We start from the raw sequence: 17373 nt of genomic DNA on the forward strand, positions 1-17373 counted from the left end.
CTTCAGCTTTTTTTGTTTCGTTGAAGTCTCTAATTTGATTATCCGTGTTTGATCACACCTTGTCTTGACTTCCCAATGAACCAATAGTATAACACTGGCACTGCAAATCGGCTAAGAACAGTGGCTGCAATTTCACCAAACATGAGTGAGATGGCTAGACCTTGGAAAATTGGATCAAATAACATCACAAAAGAACCAACCACAACCGCTGATGCAGTTAGTAACATAGGTCGAAATCGAACTACCCCTGCATGCACTACCGCTTCTTTTAACTCAACCCCTTTTTTAATCTCTCCTTCAATGAAATCAACTAGGATGATAGAGTTTCGGACAATGATCCCAGCTCCCGCGATAAATCCAATCATCGATGTTGCTGTGAAATAAGCACCCATCACCCAGTGACCAGGTAAGATACCAATGAGTGAGATAGGGATCGGCGCCATGATGATGAGAGGCACTGTATAACTTTTAAACCATCCAAGCACAAGGACATAGATGAGTAAAATTACGACAGCAAAGGCACCACCTAAGTCACGAAATACTTCATATGTGATGAACCATTCTCCGTCCCATTTGATAACCGGTTTTGTTGTGTTCCATGGGACATCTGCTGTTTGTGTTGCATAATGAATCTTTGGTGCTAGTTTTAACATCCCATAAACAGGAGCTTCTTCTTCACCAGAAAGTTCACTCATTACATAATTCACAGGTTTTAAGTTTTTGCGAAAGAGAGCTCTGTCTTCTTCGAGGTAAGGATTTCCTAATACTCTTTCAGAAGAAACAACTCCCGATTCCATTGACATGATGTTTTGGTTTTGGAAAGGAGTTTTTGAACTACGAACATTTTGTTTCATCGATAGGTTGATGGAAACTTCTTCTGGTTCTTTTGCAGTCGCTAAACTAACAAGTGGTGATTCAGAAAAGAGTAAAGAACCTGTATAGGCAAGTGCGGAAGTTTTGATTCCGTATAATCCTGATTTATCAAAATCAATTGGATAAACCATCTTGGGTCTTCCATTTCGTAATGATGTGTCCAAATCGACTACACTTGGTTCTTCTTTAAAAATATTGTATATCTCTTCCGTTACTTTCTTCCTCTCAGCAACATTTGGGCCATACACTTCCGCTACCATAGTTGCCATCACAGGAGGCCCAGGAGGGATTTCTAAAACCTTGGTCACAGCATTGTTTTTTTCACCAAAGGCCTTAATCTCTCCTCTTAGCGATTCAATGATCTCGTGGCTTGAATCTTTTCGATCATTTTTATTCTTTAAGATGATTTGTAGGTCATTCATCGAATCCAAATTTCGAAGGAATGAATGTTTTACCATCCCAGAGAAAGAAAATGGAGCTGCTTCTCCACCGAAGATTTGGATTTTCTCTACATTCGGATTTTGTAATAGTGTTTTTGCTAAACCTTCCGATTGGGACATACTTTGTGTTAAAGTTGTTTTAGGTTCATAATCGATTAGAACTTGGAATTCTTCTTTATTGTCAAAAGGTAACATTTTGACTTTTACCCATTTGAAGGCAACAAAAGCCATGGAAACTAACAATAATCCAATGGTAATGGCTCCAAAGAGACTTGCATTTTTCTTTGTACCTAACAACCAATTGGTGAACTTGATGTAAAGTTGGTCTAATTTGGAAACTTTATGACCTACTTCTTTTTCCGAATGGGTATGTGATTCTTTTAATAATCTGACTGATGCCCAAGGAGTGATGACAAAGGCAACTATCAATGATAATATCATCGCAAGGCTTGCACCCACAGGGATCGGTTTCATATAAGGTCCCATGAGTCCTCTTACAAAGGCCATCGGTAAAATCGCTGCAATCACTGTAAAAGTGGCAAGGATGGTTGGGTTTCCTACTTCAGATACTGCAATGAGTGTCGCTCGTATGATACCTAGTTTTGGATTTTCTTCCAAATGGCGTTCGATGTTTTCCACTACTACAATGGCATCATCAACCAAAATCCCAATGGAAAAAATCAGTGCAAAGAGTGTGACTCGGTTTAGAGTATAACCAAGAAAGTAATAAATGGCAAGTGTTAGTGCAAGAGTAACAGGAATCGCAATGGCAACAACGAGTGCAGATCTCCATCCCATCCATAGTGCAATGAGGATTGTCACAGAAATGGTTGCTATCAACAAATGTTCGATCAGTTCATGGGATTTATCTTCTGCGGTGCTACCATAATCACGAATGATGCTAAGACTAATTTCTTTTGGTAAATCTTTTTGGAATAATTCAGCCCTTTCAATTAAGTCTTTCGATAAATTAACAACATTTGTTCCTTTTCGTTTCGCAAATACAATTGTGACAGCATTTCGTTTGGTTTCACCAAGTGATTTGTCATACAAAACAGAAGACCTTGTTCTTTCTTCAGGCCCTTCCTCAACTTGGGCTAAATCCTGAATCCGAACTACCCTTCCACCTCGTTGCGCAACAGGTAATCGTTTTACATCGGATATATTTCTTAACACTCCTCCAACTTCCATATCGACAACCGATTCTGATGACCAATTTTTCCCCGCTGGGATCAATGCATCATTTTGTTTTAAACTTTCGGCAACTTCAATGGCTGTAACACCAAATTGACTTAATAAACTTGGGTCAACTTTCACTCGAACTGTTTTTTTCAATCCACCTAACATTTGCACGCTTGCCAGGTCAGGTGTGGATGACAATTCTCTAGCTAAAGGTCCAACCTTTTGTCTTAATTCATAATCATTTAAAGATTCTGAACTAAAACTAAGAGCAAGAAAAGGAACGTCATCAATTGAGTAAGACTTTACGATTGGAGGCAACGTATTTTTAGGTAATACAGTTTTTGCCTCCATCAATTTATGATGGATTTTTACAAGTGATGGTTCAATTGGTTCGCCTACTTTAAAGCGAACAGTGATATAACTTCCATGCCACTTACTTGTGGAGTATATATATTCAACTCCTTCGAGACCCCAAACTGCACGTTCCACAGGTTCCGTAACTTTTCTTTCCGTTTCCTCGGGCGAAAATCCAGGACTGGGAACTTGGATATCAATCATAGGAACCGAAATTTGTGGTTCTTCTTCCTTTGGAGTTAAGTATACAGCAAACAAACCTAATACTAAACTTGCAATTGCTATAACTGGCGTTAATCTTGAATGTAAAAATGTTTCTGCAAGTTTCCCTGCAAAACCAGCCCTAATTTCTTCCAATGGATTCATTTGTGTCTTCCTTTTTTGAAAATATTGATACTTCCGTTCTCACTTGTAAAAGAGCGATTTCGGTCTCCATTAAAACTCGAGATAATTCTAATGATTTATTCAAAGTTTCTGCAAATTGTAAGGCATTGATTGCTCCACTCTGGAATAATCTTTGCATATTGATCACTTGTTCTTCTTGGAATTTCATAGACTCTCTTATGAGTTCCAGAGTTTCTTTGAGAGATACTTCTTTTTGAATTAGTGATTTTACGTGAGTCTCTTCTTCTTTCGTTTTTTCTTCTATTTTTTTGAGAGCAGCTTCTGCATTTAACTTAGATTCTTCTACAACTCCCATATCTTTTGGGTTGTATAGATTCATTTGAAGATACACACCTGCTTGGTAGGCATTTGATATATTACGACTGCCTTGGTATCCATATGCCTCGGAATAGGCTCCGATTTTTGGTAAAAACTTAGCCATCTCCATTTCTGCTTTGAGTTTTTCACCTTCTGCATACTTGATTTGTGCATTCATTTGATTGGATCTTTCATATCCAACTGGTCGTTTAAAATACGTATCCAAAAAGACATTTAAGTCTGATTCTACAATTTCCAAATCAGTGGCTGGCAAATCGGATAAAACATATAATGTATCTTTATAATCTTTGATTTGTAACTCAGATTGTTTTTCTAATACAGAGATTTGATTTTTGATCGATTTTAATGCCAGGTATCCTGCATAACCAACAGGATTTCCTTTATTACCTAACGAATAATTGGATTGAAAACGACTCTCGATTTTTTTTATTTGTTCGAGTCTTTTTTGATAATCATATAAACTTTGAATAGCTCGGTAGTAGAATCCAGCTTGAGCAAATTCTCTGTCTCGAATTGCTAACCATTCAAATTTTAATCCTGTACTTCTTTTTTCATTCATAGCAGCAAAGGTTTTACCTGATCCACCTTCATATAGTGGTAAATCCATTCCGAGAGTTCCTCTAGAATATTGATGGCTGCCTGGATAATTCAATGTATCCTTTGCAAAAAGATTCATTGTATCTGAGTTTAAAGTCGTATAAGGTTGGTTATTCGAATCTAAAAAATTACCTGGCCGGTAACGAGTGGAAGCTGTTGAAAAATCAGCGTCTGTTGCACTCCTTTGGCTTAATTTTCCCATAAAGTTAAGAGTGGGATCGTTTGTTTGAAAAGTTCTAAGATCAGCATAAACCCTAGGTAACCAGTGTTTATCGGATCTATCCTTTGCAATTTCACCAGCCTTCCACTCTAAATATTTGGATTTTCTTGCTGATGAATTTTCTTCGATTCGTTTCCAGAGGTCACCAAACCCGACTCCTTCAGCAGAAAGATAAATCGGTGTGATCAAAAGCAGAAAGCTAGTGAAAAGTTTCATTTGTTTAATCCTTAACCTTTGGCTCTACACCAAGTTTGTTCAAAAGAATTGCCATTGGGCAAAAACCGATGGTTGAAAATACAACCAAGTTGATTCCCACAAGTAAGTTCAAAAGGAACCACCAAGGTGAAACATAAGTTCCAAGTGAAACACCTACTAAACTAAAAACTCCAGCGATGAGAAACACCAATCGCTCCAAATACCATGTTTTTGTTGAAGCCAAGAACATTACCATACCCCCTATAGTATATAGCCTAAATCCATATATACCCTGCGGGGTATATATGGCAAGAATTTTTTATTGAGGATTTTAGAGGGAAATGGGGAAATTAAAGGGAAAAGGCAGCTGAAATGGCTTTTTTTACGTCTGTTTCGATGTTTTGAGTGGACTTCTTTTCTTTAAAACAAGTATCCATATATTCATGGATATAAGCTTCGCCGAACTTTTTCATGGCTTGGTGGGCTGCTTTTAGGAGTAGGATCGCTTTTTCACAGTCCTGTTCTTCTGTCACAATGGTATTTTTGATCGCTTCCAGTTGGCCTTGGATACGATTGATGCGATGGATGAGTTTGGTTTGGTTTTCGGAAAGGCTCATACCTACATACCCAGCAGGGTATATCAAAGTTTCAAGTAAAAAATGACACCCTTTCCATTTTCAAAATCCCCCATTACAGAACTTCCGCAATCACCACCTTATTACGTTTCCAATTTTGGTTACTGGTCTGGGGTCAAACAGTACGACCAGGCAGGCATTCAATTTTTATCTGAGTTTGCAAAACAATCTGGGCTTACAAAAAAAGCCTCCATTTTGGAAGTTGGATCGGGCCTGGGGGGGAGTTTACTCTATTGGAAACATATTTTTGATGCAAAAAAACTTTCTGCTATTAATTTACCTGGAGAACAATCAGACTTCGCCAAACAGTTATTTCACGAAAATGAAGTCAAAGTAGATCCTTTTATCGAAGCTGGATGGGAAAAAATGAATACTCTTCCCGCAAACACATTTGATTTTGTTTTTTCCGTCGATGCTGCTTATCATTTCGAAAATTTTGAAGAGTTTTATCACCAAGCCTATCGTGTTTTAAAACCAGGAGGGAAGTTAGTTTTCAACATATTCCATTCTGACAAGAATCTAGGAATTCCATTCCCCATCTTACTTAAATTATTCCTAATTCCACCAACCCAAATGAAAACTGCATATGAAACAGAGAAAGTAATAGATTCCATTGGCTTTACGATCGAAAAACAATTGGATTGGACAATACCAGTCATCGAGGGATTTATACAAAATTCCAGACAGATGAAATTGTCACTTCGTCTGTTTGGCTTTGTCTTAGAAAAAATCAAAAAAGTATTTGGGCTTACTTACCACTACTATGTTCTAAAAAAATAATTATCTCTGAATGATTGTATCTACAGACTGATTTAAAATTTTAGAAACTACTTGTAGGGCTGACTTGGCTCCAGCTTCCAACAATGGAATCCCATACAATGAATAGGAACCACATAACCAAAGATTACAATTCGGTTTTGCATGTAGGGCAGAGATACGTTCGATCGCTTTCGCTGTTCGATCGTCCATAACTGGTCTTTCAAATTTAGCTAATTTTAAAAGGTCATTTTCATTAGGCATTTTATGTGGGTTCCATGTTTGGAAAACTTTTTTGCCTTTTAACTCGGGGATGATCCTTCCCAAATCTAAGGTTACCTCAGGTTTATCATAACCGTCACGGATATTAAAAACTAAAGATACTTTGGGATTCTTAAAATAAGTTGGATCCGTATGTAAAACAACATCACTTGCTTCATAACGAAATTCATTTAAAATCTCTTTTTCTTCATCATAACCGTTCCCTAGTAAATTTTTTGCCTGATTTGCTTGGGTTGATAGAATGACATGATCAAATTCCTTTTCTTCCGTCTCGAATTGAATAATTGTTTTGGAATTCTTTTTATATATTTGTTTTATATTTGAATTTAAATGGATTTGTTTTAATCCCGAAGTGAGGCGATTGACAACATCCCGTGTTCCATATTTCGCTGTTTCCTGCGGAGTATAAGAATAACCTCGGGAATGGTATCCAATGATTGTTTCTGCAGGATAAAGAGCAACTGTTTCCGTTTTACAAGTATTCACCAAAGCAAAGGTAGGCAATAAAAACTCATAAATAAATTCATTTGAGTAATGATACTTTTTCAAAAAATCCAAAATGGTAATGTTTTGATTTTCGTTTTTCCAATCTGTTTTTGAATTTGTATAAAACTTTAATAAATCAGAAAAGATAAGCCTACCTTTTTTGGATAAAAAAACATCTGCCGTTGGAAATCCAAAATGATTCCCAAATATATTCTTGGAAAAAAATCCAAAAACAGCTTCATTACTGGAATCAACCCGAAAAGAATAATCAACAACTCTAGTTTGGATGTTTGCTTTATCGTAAACTTGGAACAAAGTTGGATAATAATCCCTTTTAATTGTTCGGAATGGAATATCAAACTCTACTTCAATTCCATTGATCAATTGTTTGGCGCCAAAGGCAGCCATCCCTACTTCAGGGTGTTTCTCATATAACGAGACATCCGAATATTTGTTCAAAGCCCAAGAAGCAGTTAATCCAGTAATTCCTGATCCAATAACTGCAATCACTTCATACTTCCGGTTTTTAAAAATTGAACATGCCATGATAAAGCGTTTTCTAAATCATGCGGAGTGTGTTTGCCTTTCGAAACTTTGAGTGCATTTTCATAATACGCTCTCAATTTATCTCGATAAATAGGATGAGCACATTTTTCAATGATGAGTTCCGCACGTTTTTTAGGAGGACATCCTCGCAAGTCTGCCAATCCATTTTCAGTTACAAAAATCATTGTTGAATGTTCGTTATGATCTGTATGAGAGACCATTGGTACAATCGCAGAAATGTTCCCATCTTTTGCAAGTGAAGGTGTCATAAAAATACTTAAATGCGAATTTCTAGTAAAGTCCCCTGACCCACCGATTCCATTCATCATAGATGTACCCATCACATGTGTTGAATTTACATTCCCATAAATATCAATTTCGATCGCAGTGTTCATAGCAATGAGTCCCATACGACGAATCACTTCTGGATGATTCGAAATTTCTTGTGGCCGTATGACAAATTTGGATTTCCATGCTGAAATATTTTCATGGAATCTCTTTAAACCTAACTCTGAAAAGGTGAGTGCAGAAGTAGATGCAATTTCTAATTTTCCCGCATCAATCAAATCAAATACCGAATCTTGGACCACTTCCGTATACATTTGGATTGCATGGAATTTTGGATCTTTTGCCATACTCGCAAGTACGGCATTAGCAATATTCCCAACTCCATTTTGGAAAGGCAGATATTCTTTAGGGATCCTTCCCATTTTGATTTCGTGTTGAATGAATTCCAAAACATGAGAAGCAATATTTTGACAGTCGACATCAGGTGATTTGAATACTGTAGCTGCATCAGGTTTACTAGAACGAACGATGCCTCTGATTTTTTCAGGTGGGACTTGGACAAATGGTTCACCCACTCGATCACTAGGATTGATAATAGGAATAGGTCCACCTTTCATATGGTGACTTGGTAGATAAATATCGTGATAAGATTTTAGTTCGAGAGGATGAGTATCAGTGAGTTCAATATAGATTGATTCCGCATTTTTTAAATAAGTCGCACTCATCCCAGAAGATGTGGATAAATAAATTTTTCCATCAGTTGTCACATCTATGGCTTCCACGATTGCAACATCAATTTTTGGTAAGATTCCATGTTCAATGTATTTCACGACATGAGAAAGGTGCATGTCTATAAAATCAGTTTCCCCTTGGTTGATTAAATTACGTAGATGTGAATTGGATTGGTATGGGATTCGTAATTTTAAAGCACCAGTTTTTGCCAAAACTCCATCTAGCTCTTCCCCAGTGGAAGCTCCTGCATACAAATTGATAGAAAATGACTTTCCAAATTTTTTTTCTTCTTCGATACGTTTTGCAAAGGCGACAGGGATGAGTTTAGGGTAACCTGCTGGAGTAAATCCAGAACAACCCAAAGTGACTTGATTTGGCAATAATTGGGCGATTTCTTCTGCAGTTTTTAGTTTTTCTTCAATCAATGAATTGGTTACAGTCATAAATGATAAATCTCTTCTTAGAGCAAAGATAAAGAGATTGCCTAAAAATAAAAAGTCCAAATTCTGAACGTATGGATTTTCTCTTATATTTCTATTCGGTGTTATTTGGAATCATTCTGATTGCTCCCTTTTTGGTATTCTATTATCGATTCCAGGTTGATGAGTCTCCCTTTGGCAAAGAAATGGATTCACAGTTGAGAGCAATTTATGAGAAAAAAAATAACTTATTAGATTCGTTAAAAGACATCCGATCCGATTTTGATTCTGGTAAATTAACTGAGGAAGAATTCCAAACTCAATCCATCCCTTATATTGAAGAATTAGAAACAGTAGAATCTACTTTAATAGAAAAGAGTAAAAATTTGGTAACGTTAGAACAACCAAAAATTCACAAAGATTGGACTTGTTCCAACTGTGGATCTTTTGTTTCTGTTCCGAATGCAAAATTTTGTCCCAATTGTGGGACAAGTCGATTGGCTTAATTTCGACTAATTTGAGTTAGAGAATTGCATGTCATACAATCGTTTGTATTTTGAATTTGGATTTTGCAAAAGTTCTGTGTGGCTACCACTCTCTACAATTTCACCATTTTCTAAATAATAAATTGTATCAGCAATTTTTACTGTGGATAAACGGTGAGCAATGATAATCACAGTTTTGTTTTCATACAACCGAACAAATGCTTGTTGGATTAATCTCTCTGATTCCGTATCCAATGCGGACGTGGCTTCATCTAAAATCAATACTTCTGGATTTGCAAGAAGGGTTCGTGCAATTGATATCCTTTGCCTTTGACCGCCAGATAACATAACACCCCTTTCACCAACGATTGTATCATATCCTTCTTCAAAAGATTCTATGAATTCAGAAGCAAATGCATCCTCTGCAGCTCTTCTGATTTCTTCTTCCGTCGCTTCAGGTTTTCCATAAGCAATGTTTTCACGAATGGAACCATTGAATAAAAATATATTTTGCGAAACAACACCGATTCTTTTTCGTAAATTATCTAAACTTAAATCTTTGGCATTTACATCATCCCAATAGATACCACCTTCAGTGGGATCAATCAACCTTGGTAATAAATCGACTAGTGTGGATTTTCCTGCTCCAGAGGAACCAACAATCGCAATCGTTCCTCCTTTTGGTAATGTCAGATTGATATTTTTTAAGGCGTATAAATCTGTATTTGGATAAAGATATGTAACGTTTTTATAAGTAATGGCATGACTCAAACTACCCAATGGTTTTGGAGAAATTGGTTCTTTGATGTCAACCTCTCGTCCTAAAATTTCAAAAACTCGATCGCTTGCAATCACTGATGCTTGGACCAAGTTTACTAAAATACTCATCTGTTTGAGTGGGCGCATTAGAAAAATCAAAGTTAGAAAAAATGCAATGAACATACCTTTGGAAAAACTTGCATCTTCTAATAAATAAGCTCCAATCCCTAAAAATACCATTGTTACAACAGAGCCAGATAACTCAGTTAAAGCGGGACCGATTTGATGGTAAAAATGAGTTTTAAATGTTTTGTCTGATAAGTTTTGATTTACTTTAAAAAATCTTTCGGCTTCTTTATCTTCCATTGAAAAAGCACGAATCACCCGTATTCCCGAAATCACTTCTTGTAAGTCACCATTTAGTTCCGATAATTGTTCCTGTTGGTTTTTGGTTGTCCTTCGAATTCGATCGGCAAAGGTACTAACAGGTCCTACAATCAGAGGGATCACAATAAAAAGTAAAAAAAACAATTTCCAACTTAACACAAGCAAGATGATCAAATGTGTGATGATATAAAAAAAATCGTTAATTGCATCTTTTAGATCGTTTGATACAACTTTGCCAACAATGTCAACATCGTTGATCACACGACTCATCAGTACTCCCGTTTTTTCTCTGTAAAATTCATTGAGAGGTAAAACTTGCAGTTTTTGGTAAAGTGCTTGTCTTAGGTCTTTGACAGCAAGTAATCCTGCTGAATTCACAAAGTAAATAGTTCCTGCAAGGCATAATAATTTTAAAAAGTAGATAGGTAGGATAATCAGACAAAAGAGATAAACCAAATCATCAGGTTTTTTCTCTGCAAGTTCGGCATTTGTTTTTTCTTTCAAATTTGCAAACTGCCACTCCCAATACGTTAGTCCTTGTAATCGATCTGGATTTTTGTATTCACCTAAAAGTGATTGGTCTTTTTTTGTAAGAGCAATTTGGAATTTATAATTTTCACCTGAACCTAAGGAATCAAAGATTGGGATGAGTGATGTGAGAGAAGCCCCGTTAAAAATAGAAACAAATATAGACAGAAAAACTCCAAGGCTGAGTCTGTATTTGTATTTTGCCAAATATGGCCATAGTTTTCGGTAAATCTTCACGTATGAGAACCTTATCCCTCGTTTTCTTTCTCTTGTCCCTCACTTTTTGTGGAAAAGACAAACAGGAGTTTGCGATCCAAATCGCCTTACCTTCGGATCCGGCCCAATTGGACCCATTGTTTTGTACGGACTTAACATGCCAAAAATTAGCTAGGTTCTTACACCAGGGACTTTTTCAGTTAGAAAAAAATACGTATATTTCCCCTTGGATCCAAAATTCTGAGAAACGCGAGAGCCCAACTGAGGAAATCCTTGTGGTACAGTTACGAAATACGGCCCCTCCTATTGGAGACATCCACTTTAGTTTCACAAGGTTAATCCAAGAATCCTATCCACGAAAAGAGGATTACCGTTTTCTGAAATCGGTTCAACTCCTTTCCCCTTCTGCGTTAGAGTTTCGATTCCAAAAAGGGACTTCGGAATCGGAATGGAAAGAGAAGTTCAGTTTACCATTTGCATCCATCATTGGGAAAAAAGAATGGGAACAAAATACTTTAAAAACCTATGGCGATTACAAACTCATTGAATGGAAAAAAAATGAATATATCAATATGGTTTCGCAAAACAAGGAATCAAAAAACCTTCCTGAATCCATCCGGTTTCTCATTTTACCACAATCCACTACTTCGTTATTTTTATATCGCAAATCAAAACTTGATGCATTCAAACTTTCAGATTTTTTACTCTCTATCCCTGAAGCTACTTCCCAATTTACTCTGACAAAAAAGGGAAGATCCGTTCAGTATGTAACCATCAATCAAACGAATCCATGTTTTGACATTCATTTCCGCACAGCATTGAACTTAAGCATTCCAAGAGAAATGATCATCAAAAAATTATTGGAAAACCATGCAGACTTAACATATGGCCCAATCCCAATTCCCTATCTAGAAAAACTAAATCTTCATCTAAATGAAAACGATATCACTTATAACAAAGAGAAGGCTATCTCTGAACTCAAACTTTCAAAGTGTTATCCTCATATTTTAACAAAAGAAATTGATTTTCGTATGAGAGGGGATGATGAAAACCAGACAAAAGGCAGAGCCATTAGACAAGCTTTAGCTGAAATTGGATTAAATATCAAACTAAGACCAATGGAAAAGGCACCAATGTATAAGGAAAATGGAGAAGGTAAAGGTGACCTAACGCTACTTACTTGGTATTCAGATTATGATTCTGTTTGGAATTTTTTAGACCCCGTTTTTCATCCTGACAAAATTGGCAATGGAGGGAACCGGTCTTTTTACCAAAATCAAATCATTGGTTCGATTTTAAACAAACCAAATCGAAATCTAACGGATGCAAAACATGTTATCGAAATTGTCACAAAGGAAAAACCTTGGATCTTTTTATGGTCGATCCAAGAAAATTACCTAGTCTCTAAGGATTTTCTTCGTTATAACGAACTCGCCGATTATCTATAAGAGGTGGTTCCAATTCCACTGAATCAACTGCTGCTGGTTGTGTTTTAGAACCATCTGCATTATAAGTTGAAATCTCAGAATCATCGTCTTCCAGATTGTTAGGTTGTGATAGAGGATTAGGTTGTGGTTCCGATTTGTTAAATCCGATGCGTTTGGGAGGTAAATCACCTATATAATAATACTGTGCATAAAGAGGCACTTTGCATACATACTCGGGATTATTTTCAATGAGTGTACCATCATCCGCACAAACATCTACCTTCACAAAATCCCCGACAAAACTTGGAATGAGTTGGTTCCCCATTCCCAATTTGGATTTTACATTTTGAATGTATCGATACCAAATTCCACCTGATACTCCGGAACCGGAGCCAGGAAAAGGTGCACCTTCATCATGGCCTACCCAAACAACAGTTACATTTCTTGGAGTAAGTCCTGCAAACCAAACATCTCTAACACCCTTAATGCCTTTCCATTTCGATGATTTCAGTTTAGGTGATTGCACTGTTCCAGTTTTTCCAGCATACAAAAAAGGCTCCCCTTCTTTACGTTTAAGGGTCATGGTTCCTTCTTCAGTGAGGACTGACTGTAACGTGTTAATTGCCATTGCACAAGCAACTGGGTCTAATATCTGTTCGGCGGCTTCGTTGGGAATTGTATTGTAAAACTCGTTCCCATCCATATCTGTGATTTTGATAATTTTTCTGGGAGTAACACGTCTACCGCCATTCATGAGTGTCGCATAGATTGTTGATAATTCCATTGGACTCAGTTCCCCAGAACCAAGGGCAAGCGAAAGATTCCGTTGGAATCTTTGTTCTGCTTCTTCTTCAGGAATGGATAAAATGGCACTTAATTTTTGGATGAAATACGAAATCCCAACTTCGTGTAATAATTTGACGGAGACCGTATTAACTGATTGTGCTAACGCTTGGCGGACAGTTATCTCACCTTTATAACCCTTATACCAGTTTTTGGGTGAATAACCCGAAATATCTAATTTCTCATCTTTGATTTTTGAGGATGGATTTACGATACGTTTTTCGAAAGCCAATGCATATACCAATGCCTTGATTGTGGAACCAGGTTGTCGTTTTGCCTCTTCAGCACGATTAAAACGAAAAACATTGGATATTTTATACCCTCCCACAAGTGCTTCTACATCTCCCGTTTCTGGATCCAAAGAAATCATCGATCCACTGAGTTGGGGTAAAATCCCTCTTGTCACTTCCGCTAAATCAGCTTTACCTTTACTTTGATACTCTAACTCTTGTTTGGAAAGATCTGCTCGTACAGAATCAACTCCAATTCTCAATGCTTCTTCTGCGAACCTTTGTTTTTCCAAATCTAAAGTCGTATAAACAAGAAGTCCTCTTTCTTCCAAATCCTCATTGGAAAACTTTTCGAGAATAAACCTTCTGATCTCTGCATTAAAATCGGGAGCTAAATTAACACGGAAGTCTTTATCCGCTCCGTATTTCCCAATTTCACTTGAATACTTTGGATTCCCATCTTCGTCTTTTGATTCTTTCACTTTGTAAATCGTTCGAAAACGTTTTAAATTAACTTCAATAGAGTCTGAAAACTTCACAGGGATATCTTTTTGCGAAGGATGAAGCTCTTGATTTCGCGCCATGTCGTATAACACTCGTTTTTGGCGAGAAAGTGCAATGCCTAAATTACGAACAGGGTTATACACACTTGGTGCTGGAATGATTCCTACTAAAAGTGCAGCTTCTTCAGGACTAAGTTCCGATGCAGGTTTACGAAAATAATATCTGGCCGCCTCTTCCACGCCAGTATTCCCTTCTCCCAAAAATATTTGGTTCAGATACATTGCCAAAATTTCTTCCTTTGAATATTGGCTTTCGATATAAAATGTACAATATAATTCGGTAAGTTTATTGAATAAATTCCGTTTACCAAGATTGAGAGTTAACTTTGCTAACTGTTGTGAGATGGTAGAACCACCTTGTGACAACCTGAATTGGACCAAGTTAGTCACAACAGCGCGTAATATTGCAGTGTAATTGATACCGGAATGGGAAAAAAATTCTCTATCTTCTGAGGAAAGTACTGCCCATACGATTACATTATGTTTTCTTAAATTATCAGTTCGAATTGGGCGGAAATTACGGCGATAAAATTCACCCATCACTTTTCCACTTCGATCCAGGATTTTTACAGACTTAGGTTGGAAACTATCATAAAAATTGGATACTTCTGATCTATATTTCTCTAATGATTTATGTACCCTTGTTTCTTCTCCAGACCAAACGACGTATGCACCTGCCAAAAAGAAAAAACTAAGAAAAATCCCAACCAGAAATCCAATTGTCAAAACTTGGTTCTTTTTGTTCCATAAGAATCGCAATAAGTCTGTTAGATGGCCAATCAAAACTTCTAAAATCAAATAAAAGGAATTATTTTTATAGTTCATTTTTTCTTACTCTTTGTTTTAGGAAAAACCAATGATTCCACTTCTTCAAATCGAGTGACAGGATAGAAGGTAACACCTTTTTTCACGTAATCAGGTATTTCTTGGAATGCTTTTTCATTATCTTTTGGAAAGATAATTTTTTTAATTCCAACACGTTTGGCAGCTACAATTTTTTCACGTAACCCACCAATTGCCAATACCTCACCTGTTAATGTTAACTCACCTGTCATACCAAATCCTGGGTTGACGATACGATTGGAGACAAGTGATAATATTGCTGTTGCCATCGTGATCCCTGCACTTGGACCATCTTTGGGAGTTGCACCATCTGGGACGTGTAAGTGGATTGCTTTTTTCTCAAATAAGGCATCATTGTTTAAATAATTTTTCACAAAAGATAAAGCAATGTTTGCTGACTCTTCCATCATTTTTCCCATTTGTCCAGTAAGAGTCAAACCACCCTTACCAGGGATAAGGACAGCTTCAATGAGTAATGTTGATCCACCGGCATTGGTCCAAGCAAGTCCGAGAGCCGTTCCTGGAACTTTAGGAATTGTCATTCGATCATCAACAAAAGGAGGAGGTCCTAAGTATTCGACCAAATCTTTTTCACGAATTTCTTTGGAATACTTTTCCTTTAACACTTGTTTAAGGGCAAGTTTACGAACCAATTTATCAAAAGTTTTTTCAAGACCACGGAGACCCGATTCTCTTGAATAGGAGTTGATGAGATGACTCACTGTTTCCTTTTTCATTGAAAACAAATCAGGATTTAATCCATTTTTAATGAAGATTTTACTCCACAAATACTTTTGAAAGATTTGTACCTTTTCTTCAGTGATATAACCAGACAGTTGGATCACTTCCATACGATCGAGTAATACTCTTGGGATGGGTTCAAAGGTATTGGCAGTGGCAATAAAAAGAACATCTGATAAATCAAACGGAAGATCTAAGTAATGGTCTCTAAAATTAAAATTTTGTTCTGGGTCAAGAACCTCAAGAAGAGCTGCTTGTGGATCTCCTTGGTAACCTTGTGACATCTTATCAATTTCATCGAGTAAAATGACTGTATCTCTTTCTTTGGTGATCTTCAGTGCATTGATGAGTTTACCTGGCATAGCACCAATATAGGTTCGCCTATGGCCTTTGATCTCTGCTTCATCTCTCACACCACCTACAGAAAAACGATAAAACTTTCGTCCGAGTGCTTCTGCAATGGATTTTGCGATCGAAGTTTTTCCAACTCCAGGAGGACCAACTAAACAAAGAATGGAACCCTTACTTTTTGGGTTTAATTTGTGAACCGCTAAAAATTCTAAAATCCTTTCTTTTACATCTTCTAACTTATGATGGTCACGGTTTAAAACCTTTTTAGCATGGAGTAAGTTGATATCTTTTGCCACTGGTTTTTCCCATGGAAGGCTATCCACCAAATCCAAATAATTCCGAATGACATTATAATCACTTGAAATAGGATCTGAATTTTTGAATTTATCAATCTCACGTTCCACTTCAACGATAATCTCTTCCGCAACGGGAATGGATTTTAAACGAGTGAGTAGTTTATCATATTTTTGTTCTGTTTTATCTTCCCCAACACCTAACTCTTGCTGAATGGCCTTTAACTGTTCTCTTAAGAAAAATTGCCTTTGTTGGTTATCAATTTTATCGTTGATTTGTTCTTGGATTTTTTTCTGTAAAACGACTAACTCAATTTCCTTTTTCAAAAAAAGTAATACTTTTTCGAGTCGATCATTGATTGGAATGGCTTCAATGACTGATTGGTATTCTTCTTTTTCCAAATTGAGAATGGAACAAACAAAATCAGCCATCTTCGCTGGTTCATTCACATTCATCATCGTTAACTTCATATCTTCCGTAAACAAGGGATTGTTTTGTGCAAGTTCCTTAGTCAAAATGAGTAAGGTTCGCATGAGTGCCTTGATGTTATTTTTACTTGTGCCCAATTCTTCTTCTGGGTAACTCACATTTGCAATTAACATTGGTTCTTTGGTGTGAATGGAATTAATCTTAAACCGTTGGATTGTATTCACCAATATATTCATCCCACCATCAGGTAAGTTGATTTTTTTTAGAATCCTCGCAACAACACCAATTTGAAAAATATTATCTTCGGAAGGAAGTTCAGATTCATCTTCTTTTAACAAGATGAGACCCAAAAATCCAGCACCTTTGGACGACTCCTCAATGGACTGAATGAACCTACCTGGAGGAACGATGAGAGGTGTGATGATACCAGGAAAAACAGGTCGTACTTTGATCGGAAGTAAAAAGATCTGTTTCGGTAAAGTATCTTCTAGTCTTGCCAATTTGGTTGGGTTTTCCCAAAATTCATTCGTTTCCAATCCGTATCCTTCC

Annotated in this window: 12 protein-coding genes; 3 read left to right on the plus strand and 9 right to left on the minus strand. The window is 36.9% G+C overall.

What is annotated here, in order from left to right; genetic code table 11:
- Positions 1–38 precede the first annotated feature (38 nt).
- From CH354_RS01040 to CH354_RS01055, 4 genes are all read right to left on the minus strand, one after another.
- A complete protein-coding gene (locus tag CH354_RS01040; RefSeq protein ID WP_100716318.1) occupies positions 39–3215 on the minus strand; it encodes an efflux RND transporter permease subunit in 3177 nt (1058 codons plus the stop codon).
- Positions 3193–4605, minus strand: coding sequence for a TolC family protein (locus CH354_RS01045; RefSeq protein ID WP_100716317.1), 1413 nt, complete (start codon positions 4603–4605; stop codon positions 3193–3195). Before CH354_RS01045 ends, CH354_RS01040 begins: the two co-directional genes overlap by 23 nt.
- Before the next feature lie 4 nt (positions 4606–4609).
- Positions 4610–4834, minus strand: a complete 225-nt coding sequence (locus tag CH354_RS01050; protein WP_100716316.1) for a YgaP family membrane protein — start codon at positions 4832–4834, stop codon at positions 4610–4612.
- Between the two features lie 100 nt (positions 4835–4934).
- Positions 4935–5201 (minus strand): metal-sensitive transcriptional regulator, encoded by a 267-nt coding sequence (locus CH354_RS01055; RefSeq protein WP_100716315.1) that lies wholly within the window; start codon positions 5199–5201, stop codon positions 4935–4937.
- A 42-nt stretch (positions 5202–5243) separates the two neighbouring features.
- Between CH354_RS01055 and CH354_RS01060 the strand changes: the two genes are divergently transcribed.
- Positions 5244–5999, plus strand: a complete 756-nt coding sequence (locus CH354_RS01060; protein WP_100716314.1) for a class I SAM-dependent methyltransferase — start codon at positions 5244–5246, stop codon at positions 5997–5999.
- Here CH354_RS01060 and CH354_RS01065 read toward each other — a convergent pair whose 3' ends face one another.
- On the minus strand, positions 6000–7253 hold the full coding sequence (locus CH354_RS01065; RefSeq protein ID WP_100716432.1) for an NAD(P)-binding protein: 1254 nt from the start codon (positions 7251–7253) through the stop codon (positions 6000–6002). It lies immediately after the preceding gene.
- Complete coding sequence (locus CH354_RS01070) at positions 7250–8752, minus strand: succinate CoA transferase (protein ID WP_100726455.1); 1503 nt, start codon at positions 8750–8752, stop codon at positions 7250–7252. The genes CH354_RS01065 and CH354_RS01070 overlap by 4 nt, the downstream gene beginning before the upstream one ends.
- A gap of 71 nt (positions 8753–8823) precedes the next feature.
- Here CH354_RS01070 and CH354_RS01075 point away from each other — a divergent pair, with 71 nt between their 5' ends.
- On the plus strand, positions 8824–9234 hold the full coding sequence (locus CH354_RS01075; RefSeq protein WP_100726285.1) for a zinc ribbon domain-containing protein: 411 nt from the start codon (positions 8824–8826) through the stop codon (positions 9232–9234).
- Between the two features lie 6 nt (positions 9235–9240).
- Here the strand turns inward: CH354_RS01075 and CH354_RS01080 are convergent, their stop codons facing one another.
- Positions 9241–11124, minus strand: coding sequence for an ABC transporter ATP-binding protein (locus CH354_RS01080; RefSeq protein ID WP_100716311.1), 1884 nt, complete (start codon positions 11122–11124; stop codon positions 9241–9243).
- 2 nt (positions 11125–11126) lie between these two features.
- Between CH354_RS01080 and CH354_RS01085 the strand changes: the two genes are divergently transcribed.
- Complete coding sequence (locus tag CH354_RS01085) at positions 11127–12551, plus strand: ABC transporter substrate-binding protein (RefSeq protein WP_100726284.1); 1425 nt, start codon at positions 11127–11129, stop codon at positions 12549–12551.
- Here CH354_RS01085 and CH354_RS01090 read toward each other — a convergent pair.
- Positions 12508–14991: a transglycosylase domain-containing protein gene (locus CH354_RS01090; protein WP_100726283.1), complete on the minus strand. Its 2484-nt coding sequence runs from the start codon at positions 14989–14991 to the stop codon at positions 12508–12510. The two genes, CH354_RS01085 and CH354_RS01090, sit on opposite strands and share 44 nt — an antisense overlap.
- Positions 14988–17360 carry an endopeptidase La gene (gene lon / locus CH354_RS01095; protein WP_100716308.1) on the minus strand — a complete coding sequence of 791 codons (2373 nt, stop codon included), beginning with the start codon at positions 17358–17360 and terminating at the stop codon, positions 14988–14990. Before lon ends, CH354_RS01090 begins: the two co-directional genes overlap by 4 nt.
- Positions 17361–17373: the final 13 nt, after the last annotated feature.

The sequence above is a fragment of the Leptospira levettii genome, from assembly GCF_002812085.1.
Taxonomy (GTDB): Bacteria; Spirochaetota; Leptospiria; order Leptospirales; family Leptospiraceae; genus Leptospira_A; species Leptospira_A levettii.

Excerpts from the sequence above, each read along its gene's own strand:
- CH354_RS01075 (WP_100726285.1), top strand. The coding sequence starts at position 8,824 with ATGGATTTTCTCTTATATTTCTATTCGGTGTTATTTGGAATCATTCTG.
- CH354_RS01060 (WP_100716314.1), top strand. The coding sequence starts at position 5,244 with ATGACACCCTTTCCATTTTCAAAATCCCCCATTACAGAACTTCCGCAA.
- CH354_RS01085 (WP_100726284.1), top strand. The coding sequence starts at position 11,127 with ATGAGAACCTTATCCCTCGTTTTCTTTCTCTTGTCCCTCACTTTTTGT.
- CH354_RS01045 (WP_100716317.1), bottom strand. The coding sequence starts at position 4,605 with ATGAAACTTTTCACTAGCTTTCTGCTTTTGATCACACCGATTTATCTT.
- CH354_RS01050 (WP_100716316.1), bottom strand. The coding sequence starts at position 4,834 with ATGTTCTTGGCTTCAACAAAAACATGGTATTTGGAGCGATTGGTGTTT.
- CH354_RS01090 (WP_100726283.1), bottom strand. The coding sequence starts at position 14,991 with ATGAACTATAAAAATAATTCCTTTTATTTGATTTTAGAAGTTTTGATT.
- CH354_RS01040 (WP_100716318.1), bottom strand. The coding sequence starts at position 3,215 with ATGAATCCATTGGAAGAAATTAGGGCTGGTTTTGCAGGGAAACTTGCA.
- CH354_RS01070 (WP_100726455.1), bottom strand. The coding sequence starts at position 8,752 with ATGACTGTAACCAATTCATTGATTGAAGAAAAACTAAAAACTGCAGAA.
- CH354_RS01055 (WP_100716315.1), bottom strand. The coding sequence starts at position 5,201 with ATGAGCCTTTCCGAAAACCAAACCAAACTCATCCATCGCATCAATCGT.